This is a genomic window from Mesorhizobium sp. PAMC28654 (assembly GCF_020616515.1).
GTDB lineage: Bacteria > Pseudomonadota > Alphaproteobacteria > Rhizobiales > Rhizobiaceae > Mesorhizobium.
The window spans coordinates 5,944,520-5,956,638 of sequence record NZ_CP085135.1 but is presented as its reverse complement, the minus strand read 5'-3'; the positions used below and the strand labels follow the sequence as shown (position 1 = coordinate 5,956,638).

Sequence of the window (12,119 nt, the reverse complement as noted above, 5' to 3'; positions counted from 1 at the left end):
CGAAGCCCGCAAGGACAGGCAATTGGCTTTGCGTCGTCACACGGGTCGCGTCTCACGCCCTTTTGCTCCGCTCCAGCGGTACCTCGCGGCTGTTCAGCATGCGCGCTTCGGCCAGCGTGCGCTGCCTGTCGTCGATGAACGCCGCCTGGATCGACACCGTGCCGCCCGGCAGGCCGTCGGCGCGGCAGGCCGAGCAGATGATGCGGCCTGAAAGCGCCGCCAGTGGTGTTTGCCTGGTCACGCCGAAGCGCTTGAGCTGATCGGGCTTCCACCACCTGTTGCGACCGCAATCGACGCATTCGACGGCGATCGACACGACATCGGCGATCGTTGGTTCCCTCCCCTGCAATGCCATCGCCCCTCCCTTGTGTTCCTGATTTGTTCACATAATCGTGTGTTTCAACGCAAGAGTCGAGTCCGCGCTGCTCAAACTTTTACAAGAGTATCACTTGTACAATTATTGAGTTTTGCTTATATTCTTCGGATGAGCGCGAGGCACACGCGATGTTTAGCGCGGCCGGCCTCCGGCACATGGACGCATGAGGGACAGATGATGCAGGCCACCGCCGGCCCTGGCCGGGTCGCCACGCTGCTTTTCAAGTCACCGTGGCGCACTGAGGCGGTCGCGCATCCACCGTCGCCGGGTCGTACCGGCCATGGACCTGTCCGCGCACCGGAATGGCCGCGATGAGCGACGGCTTCGCCCGCGCCTGCGGCTATGATGGCGACAGCCCTGCCCTTCTCGATGCTTTCGAGGCGATCCGCCAGTGCGGCATTCGCCAGGCAAGGCAGGAGCACGACCGGCGCAAGGCGGTGATCGACGGGCTCAAACTCGGCGAAGACATGTTCCTGGCGGCCATCGGCCCGGCGTTGTCGGCTGAAGAGGCCATCGAGGACGCGACCCGCTTCATCATCTTCTGGCGGAACATGCCGCGCTGGCGCCAGGAGCGGCGCCTGCCCGATCTCGTGCGGGCCAGACAGCAGCTTCTGCTCGCCCGCTTCTTCCGCCGCTACGGCCGCCGGATCTGGCAACGAGAGGCGGCGTGAACATCTGGCGGCGGAGCCGCTATATCATGGCACGAAAGCCATTTTCCGCTTATTTTCAAGTGCAATAGGATGATCGTCAAGTCATTCCGGAAGCACAGGAGGCGAACTTTGTCCTCCGCAACCGTTAGCCAACTTGGGCGTGCATTGAACCATTTGCTCTCCACCCGCGTTATCTTGGAAAGGAAGAGCCAATGCCTTATGCCACACCACGATTCGAATGCCTGCCAGACAGCGCAGACACATGGATGGTCTGGGACAACGTAACCCGGGCACCCGCCGCGCTTGGCGGCTGCGAACTTCGCGGACGACAAAAGCACAGGGCCGAGGTCGCCTGCGGCATTCTCACCCGCATTTTTTCCAACCGCATGGATGCAAAGGCAGTCAACAGCGACGCGAAGAGTCCCGACCGCAACGCAGCGGAAGCAGACCGGAAAGAATGAGGCTCCCGCCGGCGTGACAGCCCGGTCTTCCTGATCTGGCGGCCCGCCGCTATAGGCAGGCCCCATGGACCGCAAAACCTACATATCGAGCCTGTTTACCGGCGCCGACCAGCGTCGGAACTTCCAGACCTTGGACACGGTCTTCCCGATCGCGCCCATGTCGGCATCATCGACGCCCTTTGTCTTTCCGTGCGGGCCGGCGATCGTCCTGCCGCCCACCTACACGCATGAAGGCGTCGACCGCTCCGTCGAAGCGCTGCTCGACGAGACGGAGACCATGGCATTGCTGGTGGTCAGGGACGGATCGATCGTCTTCGAACGCTATGCGGACTGGGGCGGGCCACACCAGCGCTGGAAATCGATGTCCGTTGCCAAGAGCGTCATCTCCGCCGCGCTCGGCATCGCCTGGGGCGAAGGCCTGATCCCGTCGCTCGAGACGCCGGTTTCATCCATCCTGCCCGAACTCGCCGGATCGGCCTACGGTGTCAGCATCAAGAATGTGCTGCAGATGTCGTCGGGCGCGGGATGGAACGAGGACTACAGCGATCCGAGCTCCGACATCAACCGCTTCGCCGCGATCACCGCCAGTGGCGGCTCGTTCAACGCATTTCCAGCGACGCTGACGAGAGCCCGCGTGCCCGGCACATTCAACCTCTACAACAGCATGGACACGCAAGTGCTTGGCATGCTGCTGACCCGGGTTACCGGGCGCCCCATCCACGACTATGTGCAAGAAAAGCTCTGGCATCCGCTCGGCATGGAGACGGAAGGGTTCTGGCTGCTCGACGACCACGGCATGGAGATGGCCTATGCCGGCCTCAACGCCACGGCGCTCGACTATGCCAAGATCGGCGAGCTTTTCCGCAACCAGGGCCAATGGCACGGCCGGCAAATCGTGCCGGCGCAATGGGTCAAGGCGTCGGTCACGCCCGACGCGCCGCATCTCATGCCAGGCGAAACCGGCCTGTCGGACTCGCTGTTCGGCTATGGCTATCAATGGTGGGTGCTGGCGGGCGGCGACGGCGCGTTCGCCGCGATCGGCGTCTACAACCAGTTCATCTACGTCAACCCCACCAAGGGCGTGGTCATCGTCAAGCTGTCCGCCAACCGGCGCTACGGGCTGACCAACGACGAGACGTCCTATCGCGAGTATGAGACGGTCGACATGCTCGAAGCCATCGCCGCGACTGCATAAACCAGGGCGGGATTAAAGCGCCCCGGCATCATTCGCGTCGGGGCGGCGTATCGGCGGGCTTGGGGTTGTCGACGCTTTTCTCGTTCACCTGGAAAGCCTTGCCCTCGACCTTTTCCGATCTGGTCCCGGATTGCTGCTGGGGCGGCTCGGCCGGCAACACCTTCCTGGGTCCTTTGTCGTTCACTGAGTTTTCGTTGATCTGGAACGCGATGCCCTCGACCTTTTCAGGGTGGAGCGCTTCGCCCGTCTTGGGGTTGATGTCTTTCGCCACTGGAGATCTCCATGTTTCGCCGCGTCGAACGCGCGCTAGCCGAGGGTGAACGTTCGCCTTCACGGCGGGTTCCCCAAGAGCACTCCGGATGTTGAGGCCGTCTGGGCATCCTGAGCACCGTGCCTCCCTCGCAACGCGCCAAGCGCGACACATGACAAAGATCAGCACACACCCTGATCGGCCGGAACCATTTGCCATCGGCCCCCGTTCTGCCGGTGATGAAAAAGACATTGACCCTCGTGATCGTCGCCCAGGCCGCTGGTGCGCTTGCCCTGCTTATGGCGGCGGCCTTTGAACTGACGCCGGGGCCGGCCGTCGCCGCGCAAACGGCGGCGGTCGAAAAGCCGTCGGTCCGCAAGACCTCCGCCGACGATTGCAGCAAGGCGACATGGCCGAACATACCGCAGCATTGCCTGGACAACAGTTCCGGCGCCGGCCGTACGGTTTCGGCCGTTGTTTCCATCCCCAACAACTAGACCGGCCTCCAACGACTACACCGGCTTGGACTGAAGCCCTCAAGTTCTGGCCGGCACGACCGCGGCCGTGGACGGCTGCCTGCACGTTGGGATTGCGACCTCCCGAGCTTACAAAATCGTATGGCCGCCAGCCGAAAAACCCCAAGACAGGCTCTTGCCGGCCGCGTTAGACTGAACTGATTTGGCGCCGCGGCGGTGGCCGGATCGACAGATATCAGGGAAGTTGCAAATATGAACCGAACGCTTACCGGGCTTGCCGTCATCCTCGGCATCCTCTTCATCATTCTGGGCATCGTCTACTGGATGGTTCCCGCGGGCTCGCTGCCGGGTTTCCTGCCCGGCTTTGAAGCCGGATCGGCGGCGATCCATTTCAAGCATGGGCTGGGCTCGGCCATTGTCGGGCTGGCGCTGTTCGCGTTCGCCTGGTTCCAGAGCGGCCCCAAGCAGGGCTGATCAAGACCTCGATCATGCGGCCACGTGCCCGCGCCTCCATAAGGGGCGCGGGAGCAATTCCAGGAAAAGTGTGAAACGGTTTTCCGTCCGGAATTGCGTCAGAACAAAGAGATAGAGCGGTTCGGCGTTTCCCTGAAACGATGAACTGCTAGCTTGGTACGCCCTATGGCGAAGCGGCCTCAGCGTCCCGCGCCGACTCACGGTCATGCTCGAACTGCTCTGCCCATTGCAGATTGAGGAGCCAGGGCTCGCGCCGCCCGATCCACAATTCATAGGCCGGGATAAGGTCGCTGGGTGCCTCGTCCAGACAGCCAAGCATGATCTCGGCCTCCTCCTTGCGCAGCGATGCGACCCGCGAGCCGCATGTCACGCAAAAGCTCCTGCCGACGAATGTGCCGAGTTCGCCTGTGCCTTCATAGGCGGAGCGCGGCCACACGCCGAAGAAATTGAAGGCGCTGCCGCTGGTGCGCCGGCAATCCTGGCAATGGCAGACGCCAACCCGCAAGGGAGGGCCGTCCAGACGAAAGCGCGCGGCGCCGCAAAGGCAGCCGCCGGTGCGAATGGCACTCATGGCGCCACCGCGTTTTTGGGCGGCTCCCTGTTCTCGTCGGGATTTGGCACGGGCATCTCGTCGGGAAGCAGGTCCGGATCGGGCTCGCGCACGTCGGGCGCCCAGGTCGGCGCCTCTGCCGGCGGTTCGTCCGCTGGTTCGGGCTTTGGCGTGTTCGCAGTGCTGAATTTCATCAGGCTCATGACGGCAATCTCCTTCGAGCGCCAACGAGCCACAGGTTGGATTGTTCCCGGCTGGCCGGCGGCGGTACGGGCGATAGGCGCTCGAAAAAAGCCCCGCCGGCTGAGCCGGCGAGGCCTTGTCCGAAAGCTGACTATATCAGCCTTCGCCGCCTTGAGGGAAAGCGGCTGTTTTTAGAACTTCCACCACGCCGCAAGGTTCCATGCGCATTGGTGGAAAGCGCTTCTGGATCGCGGACTGATCAGAGCTTCAGCACCAGCATCGCCAGGCAGCCGGCGACGACGCAGTAGATCGCGAAGGGGGTGAGCGTGCGCGTTTCGAAATATTTGAGCAGGAAGCGCACTGACAGATAGGCGCTGACGCCCGAGCAGACCGCGCCGACGACCGCTGGGCCCAACCCGACCGCGCCATCGGCGAACAGGTCCGGAACTTTCAGCACGGCGGCGGCGAAGATGATCGGCGTGGCCAGCAGGAAGGAATAGCGCGCGGCATTGTCGTGCGACAGCCCGGTCACCAGGCCGCCGGCGATGGTCATGCCGGTGCGCGAGAAGCCGGGGATCAGCGCCAGGCATTGCGCCACGCCGATGAGGATGCTCTTGCCCCACGACATGTCGGCCAGCTTGCGGTCGTCATAGGCGCCTTCGGTGGTGGCGTGGCTACGCAGCCATTCGACGCCGTATAGCGCGATGCCGTTGAGGATGAGCGCGCCTGCGATGATGTCGGCGGCGGAGAACAAATCCTTCAGCCGCTGCTCGAACAGGATGCCGAGAATGCCCGCCGGTATGGTTGACACGATGATCAGCCAGCCGATGCGCGCATAGGTGTCTTCCTTCTTGATCTGGCGTTCGGCCAGCGAGCGCAGCACGCCGCTGACGATCGCCACCCAGTCGCGCCAGAAGAAGCCCAGCAGCACCAGTGCCGTGGACAGATGCGTGAGGACGAGGAAGGACAGGAAGGCGTCGCTCGACTGGTCGAGATTCCAGCCGAGCAAGGCCGGGATGAGCACGCTGTGGCCGAGGCTGGATATGGGGAAAAGTTCCGAGAAACCTTGCAGCAATCCGAGAATGACTGCCTGAACATACGATACCATTTAGTGCCTTTCCTTTTTCCTGCCTCCCAAAGCCCACGCCTCCCGGACATCGTGGACTTCTCGTTTCCCGACGGTTCGCCGTGCGGATCAGTTTCCCGTGGTTTTGATACGCGCGTAAGACACGGGCGGCGGCCGGCACTCTATTCAAGCCGGACAGGCGCCCGCAAGGTGCGCTGATATCACGGCTCGCCTATGAGCTTGCAATGCAATGTGAGCGGCGCCTGTTGCGCAAGCGTCAGCGCATCGTCGAAGAAATCGCAGTCCAGTATGTTGTCGGGCCCGCTTCGGCGCGCCGAATAGACGTTCACATTGACCATGACCTTGCCGTCGGCCAACCATTTGACGTGGCCCCGCTCCAACGTCTTGCCGGTGACGTCAACGGACGCAACCGTGCTTTCGACGGTGATCTCTTCCCTGCCGAGATCGATCTGCCCGACTTCGTTGGCTTTCTTGGCGAAGGCGGGTTTCGGGTCGCCATAATAGGAAGCGGCAACGACGATGCCCTCATGCAGCCGGGCAAGCTCGCTTGCCGCCTTGGCCGACAGCGACAGATCGATCTTGAAGCCGTAGCTGCCATCGGCTTGGGCAGCACTCGCCGACACCATCAACAGGGCGACGAGCCCCGCTTTCGACCATCCCATGCCCGTCCCCTCCAGCCGCGATCCATCGCAATATGTTTTGCGCGCTTACAATCCTTGTACCGGCCCGGCCGCGATGGTGCTTCTCTTTTCCGTCTCGATCCGTGCATTTTTGTGCAAATTCGAATCAGAAACACCGGATGCGCGATCGCAGCGGGCCACCTTGGGAGCCATGGTTGCCAGGGCATTTCCGGATTCCGCGGATCACCATCGACACGATCAGAGGATTTCACATGTTGCAGTTCAGGCATCTGGCGTTCGGTTCCTCGGTGGCCTTCCTGGTCGCGGCGCCAGCCGCGCACGCCGCCGCCATGCCTCTGCCCCGGTCCTACACATCCACCATCAAGGTGGTGGACCGCCTCACCAATCCGATACCCAGCCGGAATGTCGGCCCCGGCGAGTCCACCCAGCCCGATGAAGTCTCGCCCGACGGCCCGGAGGTGATGCAACCCGACGAGATGCCGCAGGATGGCGGCGACGCCCCAAGGCCGCCCGCCGTCTCCAACGACAAGAACAACAACGGCCAGGACGCGCTGCCGCAGGACCAGGACGACGGCAACTGAAGGCAGGGAGGCCCCCGGCGATCGCGGCGGCAGGCGGCCCGTGGCAAGGGCGACCATCTGGCAGGGCTGGACTGGCTATGCGCAGGCGTGCCCTGATCCAGCGGATTTGCGTCTGCCCGCGACGAAGGCGCCGGCTGTCAACATTTGGGTTTACAGCGGGCTTCTCGCGTCAACATAAAGATTGACAGCCAGCTCGCCCCTCGCCCCCTCACTTCGCCGCCGCCCTGAAACGCGCGGCGAAGTCGTCGAGTTCGGGGCGTTCCATGTCGGAGATCGCCCAGTAGGAGAAGGCGCCGTCGCTCCAGCGCACCATCGAGAAGCCGCCGGCCGACAGGTCCGTGGGCGCGGTGGCGCTGCCCTTGTCCTGTGGGGACGCGACCAGGGTGATCAGGTGTTCGCGGTGGCGGTAGACCAGCGCCGGCACCGGCCGGTCGGCGATCACCTCGACCCGGCCGCCGACAAGCGCGTAACCATCGGCAGCAAGGTCCGGCGCCGGCGGCGACACGCCGATCCGCGCATCGAGCCAGGGCTTGACCGTGTGCCGGTCGGACGAGGCGATGTCGAAGGGGCTCGCGGCAAGCAGGCTGCGGCGATGGCCACCGGCCACCGCGTCTGCGAAACTGTCGGGTGCATTGCTGGTCATCACCCATTGCGTCGCACCGCTGGCCAGCACCGCCGTGACCACGATCGAGGCCGCCAGCGAGCGCCATTCGAACGAACCGAAGCGGCGCCACGCCGGCCGCGCTTGCGATGGCCGTATCTGGGCGTTCTGCCTGCGTGCCGTCTGGCCGGACAACGCCGAGGGCATGCCTTGCACATCTTCCGCCTGGACGGGCGCAGCCTGCGCCGGCGCCGGGGTGGCCTGTGCGCTACCCATTGAGCCGATCGCGGCCATTCGCGCCATGAAGTCGTCGCTGACCTCAGCGCGCGGCAGCCGCGCGACCGCCCCCTGCAGGGCTACGATGCGGGCATGCTCTGCGCCAAGCGCCGGGTCGGCGGCAATGCGCCGTTCCACGGCCAGGGCCGCAGCCGCGTCGAGTTCGCCATCGACCAGTGCATGGATCATGAGGTTCATGCCTTCGGCATCTTCGGGCAGTCCATCGTCACGGGCGCTCATGGCGCTCTCCCACGTTCTATCATCAGCAGGCCACGGGCCCGCGCCAGCCGCGACATCACCGTGCCGATGGGCATGGCGAGCATGGCCGAAATCTCGCGATAGCTGAGGCCGTTGATGTCGCGCAGCACCAGCGTCTCGCGAAAGGGCTCCGGCAGTCCGGCGATCGCCGCTTCCAGCGTCGCCGTGTCCGCCTTGGCGATCAGGCTCGCCTCCGGACTGTCCGTGTCCGGCATGCTGACGCCCTGCCCCGCCGCCATGTCGTCGAGATCGGCGAGGTCGCCGACCGCCATCACGGCACGCGGCCGGTTGCGCGCCAGCCACGAATAGGCCGCGTTGCGCACGATGGCCAGCAGCCAGGCGCGGGCATTGCCGCCGGCATAGCTGGCGATGCCGGCATGCGCCTTGAGGCAGGCCTCCTGCACCACATCCTCGGCATCAGTCATGTTGCCCGTCAGCCAGCGGGCGAGCGACAGCGCGTCGCCGAGATGGGGCAGCACCACCTCGCCGAAGCGCTCAGTCGCGGCCTTCTCGCTCAACACCGTTGCATCGCCGGGCACTCCGGGCAGGATTTGCCGCGCGCCTTCAAGGGGCGACGGTGATCTTGCCCTGCATGTGCGGGTGAAGCCCGCAATAATAGGCGAAGTCGCCTGCTTTGGTGAAGGTGAAGGCATATGTGTCACCTGTGTCAAGCGCCTTGGAACGGAACGCACCATCATTGGCGACGACCAGATGCGGGATGTCGTCGTCATTCTCGAAGGTCACGGTGGTGCCGGGCTTCACCGTCAGCGCCGCCGGCGTGAAGGTGAAATTGTCGATCTTCACCACCTGCGCGTCGGCCGCCTGCAACGGCGCCGGCGCCACCATGGCGAGGCCGAGCGCTGCGAGAGGACCAACAAGAGGCCGGGTCGGAAAGCGGATCATGCTGTTGTCCTCTCACGCCAATGTCGAGTCGATGATGGCGAGTTCCTGCCCGCCCTGCTTCACGGCGACGCTGGAGGTGCCGAGCAGGCCGCGCAGCTGGCCGGCCGGAACCGTCATCGGTCCGGGCGACGCCGCCGTGCCGGGTGCCGGCTGCGGAAAGGCAGTGGAGCGCGCCGTGTGGAAGGTGACGTTGCCCTCCACCTTCTGCATGATCTGGTGGATATGGCCGTTGAGCACGGTGACCGAGCCGAAGCCCTTGAGCAGGCTGAGCGCCTGCGCGGCATCGTCGGTGCCCCAGCCCCATTCGGGATAGATGGCCCATAGCGGAATGTGGGCGAAGACGACGATCGGCGTCGATGCACTGACGGCCTTGAGGTCATCCGCCAGCCACGCCAGTTGCTCGGGCCCGAGATTGCCGAGCCCGCCGGCCTTGAGGTTGACGACATTGACGAGCCCTACGAAATGCACGCCGTTCTGCTCGAACGAATACCAGCCGGCGCCCTTGGTGCCCTTGCCGTAGCGGTCGAGATAGGCCTTGCCATTGTCGTCGTCGATGACATCGTGCTCGCCCGGCACATAGTGCACGTCAAAGCCAGCGCCGCCGATGATCTCAGCCGCATTGTCGAACTGCGCCGCCTTGGACAGATGCGTGATGTCGCCGGTGTGGATCATGAAGGCGGGCTTTTGCGGCAGCGCCTGGATCTTGCCCATCGCCTCCTTCAGCGTGTCGATGGCATGCGGGTTGGCCGCCTTGTCGAAGCCGATATGGCTGTCGGAAATCTGCAGGAAGGTGAACCCGGTCGTCATGGCCTCGGCCGCCTGCGCCGCGCCAAGCAGGTTCAGCGATACGGGCACCCCGCCCGACATCGTCCACAGCACGCCGGTGCCGGCCCAGATCATGCATTCCAGCGCATGGCGGCGGCTGATGCCCCCGCGCTCGCTGTCGTCGTCATGGTTGGTCATCTCGATCTCCTCGACGCCGCAAGTGGCGTCTGATGAGGAGACAGGCGGAAGCGGTGGTTTATTCCCGGCGTTGGCGATTTGGCCGATCACGGGTTGGTGATCGGTCCGCCGATGTCAGCCGCCAAGGGCAAGGGCAGGTTCGCCCGATGATCCCTGGGTTGAAAAGACCAATCTGGTCAATGGGATAAAAGCCTATCCAGATTCAAATCCTGAGGCAGGCTCCTGTTCCGCCGGCGCGACGGTTGTCGTGCCTCGGCCCCGCGTCCCGCCTTCAAGACACGCTCACATGCATTCTTCCTGCATCGTTGCCGTGGACTTCTGGCGCGCGGCTTCGCCGACCACCGCAGCACCGGCGCCGGCGGCAGCACCGGCGATGCCGGATGCGGATCCGCCAAATGGGATCAGTCCGATGACGCTCGAAAGGACGGCGGTTCCGGTCGCCGTTGCCTGGGCGTTCTTTGTGGCCTCGGCGCATTTCTGGCCGTTGCGCTGCACCTGCTTGCCATTGCGGGCTTCCTGCTTCTGGGCCTTTTGCGCGCCGCGACCGCGCGGCTGGTCCGCCAGTCCCAGTGCCTTTTGCCTGGCATAGGCTTTCTTGTTCGCGGCCCTCTCCGCCGCCGACAGGCCGACATCGTCGGCCATGGTCGCCGTGGTGGGAATGATGGTGGCGAAGATGAGTGCGCATGCAAATAGACGTTTCAACATGACCTGTTCCTTGTTGCTGGACCAAGTCGTGCTATTGGCAACGATACTGCAGTTCAAACCGGATTGATTACAGTTTGACGGCTATTGTTGCGCGCTCGCTCGCGCGGGATCGTAGACGTAACCATGCTTGCGGGCGATTTCCTTGCGCGCCTGCAGGAAGATCCGGCCGATCTCGAAGAGACGCTGTGTCGGCATCAAAAGCAGGCGCCGGCGATCCTTGGGATCAGGGATACGGACCAGCGTGCCGGCAGCCACCATGTCATCAATGTGCCGGCTGATCGTGACGTCGCTGGCGAAAGCCTTGAAGTAGGTTGCCACCTGTTTCAGCGTCAGTATCTCGCCCTGCAACCATTTGTGGCCGATCAGGGTGAAGATCATGTCGGCTTCGAATATGCTTCGCCAGGGATGCTTGAGAAACCCACCCTTGATCATTTGCCGGCGAAACTCGGCCCGGTATTCCAGCCAGGACACATCCGACGCCAGCAGCGCGCGCTGCTCCGGATCGAGAGCGACTTCCGCGTGCCGGTCGATAGAGAGAACGTTATTCAATATCTCCGCGGGACTGATCGCACTGTCAGTATTTTTCATGAGCCAATATCTTCCGTAATCCAATACCTTCCATAAGATCGAAATTCGATATCGCCAGAATAAATCACTTTATGTTTTGACCGGGAGCGGTTGCAACAGCCTGTTGTACTTTTCCCGGGGTCTCCTGGATTGGTGAGATCGGCGTCAAGCAGGAACGTAAGTCAACCTGATCACGTCCTCGCCGATGTGGTCTGTTGAGACAAGGCGCAGCGGCGGCCGCGGGCCGGCGAAGAATGGCTTGCCGCGGCCAAGCACCACGGGGTGCAAATAGAGCCGGTACTCATCGACAAGACCGAGGTCGGTCAGGCTTCGAGCCAGATCTGGTCCGGAAACGGCAATCTCGCCTGCGAGTCGATCCCGCAGGCCACGTATCACCGCCTCGATGTCATGCTGGACAAGCGTGGCGTTGGGGCCGACGGACGTCAGCGAGCGCGACACCACCCACTTCGGTTGGCGCCGCCACGCCGCCGCGAACTCGCGTTGCTCCGCACTCCACTCGGCGCGGTCTTCGTCCCAATAGCGCATGATCTCGTACATGCGGCGACCGTACACGCTGGCCGCAAGGCCACGCACATGCTCTATCCAGTGGCGGAAAAGAACGGGACCTGTCGACATTTCCTGGTGGTCGACATAGCCGTCCAGTGACTGGTTCATTCCAAAGACGAGTTTCGCCATGCCGCAAATCTCCACCACAAGGTATTCAGAATAGCCTGGGAAGACATTGCGCAAAAGTGAGGCTGGGGATTAACCGCGCGCCGCTTTGTCGGCGTGACGAACAAGCAAGAAGAATAGCAGAAGAATTGTAGCTAATTGCCTCTTCGGCACGCCGCGAGGCTTCGCTATTGGTCAGCCGGCATCGCGCTCGCCTCACGGCGGGAGCGCAGCGTCCTTCGGGCGCTCG

At 63.5% G+C, this 12,119-nt stretch carries 19 protein-coding genes; 6 read left to right on the top strand and 13 right to left on the bottom strand.

Going from position 1 to position 12,119, the window contains the following annotated elements; genetic code table 11:
• Nucleotides 1-52: 52 nt before the first annotated feature.
• Nucleotides 53-355: a hypothetical protein gene (locus LGH82_RS29405; RefSeq protein WP_227346036.1), complete on the bottom strand. Its 303-nt coding sequence runs from the start codon at nt 353-355 to the stop codon at nt 53-55.
• A gap of 332 nt (nt 356-687) precedes the next feature.
• Here LGH82_RS29405 and LGH82_RS29400 point away from each other — a divergent pair, with 332 nt between their 5' ends.
• From LGH82_RS29400 to LGH82_RS29390, 3 genes are all read left to right on the top strand, one after another.
• Nucleotides 688-1,047 (top strand): hypothetical protein, encoded by a 360-nt coding sequence (locus LGH82_RS29400; protein ID WP_227346035.1) that lies wholly within the window; start codon nt 688-690, stop codon nt 1,045-1,047.
• Between the two features lie 191 nt (nt 1,048-1,238).
• Entirely contained in the window at nt 1,239-1,487 is a 249-nt protein-coding gene (locus LGH82_RS29395; RefSeq protein ID WP_227346034.1) for a hypothetical protein, read from the top strand.
• A gap of 64 nt (nt 1,488-1,551) precedes the next feature.
• Entirely contained in the window at nt 1,552-2,682 is a 1,131-nt protein-coding gene (locus LGH82_RS29390) for a serine hydrolase domain-containing protein (RefSeq protein WP_227346033.1), read from the top strand.
• Between the two features lie 28 nt (nt 2,683-2,710).
• On the opposite strand, the gene LGH82_RS29385 is transcribed toward LGH82_RS29390, so the two are convergent.
• Nucleotides 2,711-2,953, bottom strand: coding sequence for a hypothetical protein (locus LGH82_RS29385; RefSeq protein WP_227346032.1), 243 nt, complete (start codon nt 2,951-2,953; stop codon nt 2,711-2,713).
• A gap of 230 nt (nt 2,954-3,183) precedes the next feature.
• Between LGH82_RS29385 and LGH82_RS29380 the strand changes: the two genes are divergently transcribed.
• Both LGH82_RS29380 and LGH82_RS29375 read left to right on the top strand, forming a co-directional pair.
• Nucleotides 3,184-3,429 carry a hypothetical protein gene (locus LGH82_RS29380; RefSeq protein ID WP_227346031.1) on the top strand — a complete coding sequence of 82 codons (246 nt, stop codon included), beginning with the start codon at nt 3,184-3,186 and terminating at the stop codon, nt 3,427-3,429.
• Nucleotides 3,430-3,660: 231 nt separating this feature from the next.
• Nucleotides 3,661-3,882: a hypothetical protein gene (locus LGH82_RS29375; RefSeq protein WP_227346030.1), complete on the top strand. Its 222-nt coding sequence runs from the start codon at nt 3,661-3,663 to the stop codon at nt 3,880-3,882.
• A 163-nt stretch (nt 3,883-4,045) separates the two neighbouring features.
• Here the strand turns inward: LGH82_RS29375 and LGH82_RS29370 are convergent, their stop codons facing one another.
• The 4 genes from LGH82_RS29370 to LGH82_RS29355 all read right to left on the bottom strand — a co-directional run bounded on the left by LGH82_RS29370 (nt 4,046) and on the right by LGH82_RS29355 (nt 6,364).
• Nucleotides 4,046-4,453, bottom strand: a complete 408-nt coding sequence (locus LGH82_RS29370; protein ID WP_227346029.1) for a GFA family protein — start codon at nt 4,451-4,453, stop codon at nt 4,046-4,048.
• A complete protein-coding gene (locus LGH82_RS29365) occupies nt 4,450-4,635 on the bottom strand; it encodes a hypothetical protein (protein ID WP_227349753.1) in 186 nt (61 codons plus the stop codon). The genes LGH82_RS29370 and LGH82_RS29365 overlap by 4 nt, the downstream gene beginning before the upstream one ends.
• Nucleotides 4,636-4,874: 239 nt before the next feature.
• Nucleotides 4,875-5,723, bottom strand: a complete 849-nt coding sequence (locus tag LGH82_RS29360; RefSeq protein WP_227346028.1) for an undecaprenyl-diphosphate phosphatase — start codon at nt 5,721-5,723, stop codon at nt 4,875-4,877.
• A gap of 179 nt (nt 5,724-5,902) precedes the next feature.
• Nucleotides 5,903-6,364 (bottom strand): hypothetical protein, encoded by a 462-nt coding sequence (locus tag LGH82_RS29355; protein WP_227346027.1) that lies wholly within the window; start codon nt 6,362-6,364, stop codon nt 5,903-5,905.
• 230 nt (nt 6,365-6,594) lie between these two features.
• On the opposite strand from LGH82_RS29355, the gene LGH82_RS29350 reads away from it, so the two are divergent.
• Entirely contained in the window at nt 6,595-6,924 is a 330-nt protein-coding gene (locus tag LGH82_RS29350) for a hypothetical protein (RefSeq protein ID WP_227346026.1), read from the top strand.
• A 208-nt stretch (nt 6,925-7,132) separates the two neighbouring features.
• Here LGH82_RS29350 and LGH82_RS29345 read toward each other — a convergent pair whose 3' ends face one another.
• The 7 genes from LGH82_RS29345 to LGH82_RS29315 all read right to left on the bottom strand — a co-directional run bounded on the left by LGH82_RS29345 (nt 7,133) and on the right by LGH82_RS29315 (nt 11,893).
• On the bottom strand, nt 7,133-8,041 hold the full coding sequence (locus LGH82_RS29345) for an anti-sigma factor family protein (protein ID WP_227346025.1): 909 nt from the start codon (nt 8,039-8,041) through the stop codon (nt 7,133-7,135).
• Entirely contained in the window at nt 8,038-8,577 is a 540-nt protein-coding gene (locus tag LGH82_RS29340; RefSeq protein WP_227346024.1) for a sigma-70 family RNA polymerase sigma factor, read from the bottom strand. The genes LGH82_RS29345 and LGH82_RS29340 overlap by 4 nt, the downstream gene beginning before the upstream one ends.
• Nucleotides 8,578-8,623: 46 nt before the next feature.
• Nucleotides 8,624-8,962, bottom strand: coding sequence for a cupredoxin family copper-binding protein (locus LGH82_RS29335; protein ID WP_413771403.1), 339 nt, complete (start codon nt 8,960-8,962; stop codon nt 8,624-8,626).
• A 12-nt stretch (nt 8,963-8,974) separates the two neighbouring features.
• Entirely contained in the window at nt 8,975-9,925 is a 951-nt protein-coding gene (locus LGH82_RS29330; RefSeq protein WP_227346023.1) for a metallophosphoesterase family protein, read from the bottom strand.
• A gap of 282 nt (nt 9,926-10,207) precedes the next feature.
• Entirely contained in the window at nt 10,208-10,630 is a 423-nt protein-coding gene (locus tag LGH82_RS29325) for a hypothetical protein (RefSeq protein ID WP_227346022.1), read from the bottom strand.
• 81 nt (nt 10,631-10,711) lie between these two features.
• Nucleotides 10,712-11,179 carry a MarR family transcriptional regulator gene (locus LGH82_RS29320; protein ID WP_227346021.1) on the bottom strand — a complete coding sequence of 156 codons (468 nt, stop codon included), beginning with the start codon at nt 11,177-11,179 and terminating at the stop codon, nt 10,712-10,714.
• Nucleotides 11,180-11,362: 183 nt separating this feature from the next.
• Entirely contained in the window at nt 11,363-11,893 is a 531-nt protein-coding gene (locus LGH82_RS29315; protein WP_227346020.1) for a dihydrofolate reductase family protein, read from the bottom strand.
• Nucleotides 11,894-12,119 lie beyond the last annotated feature (226 nt).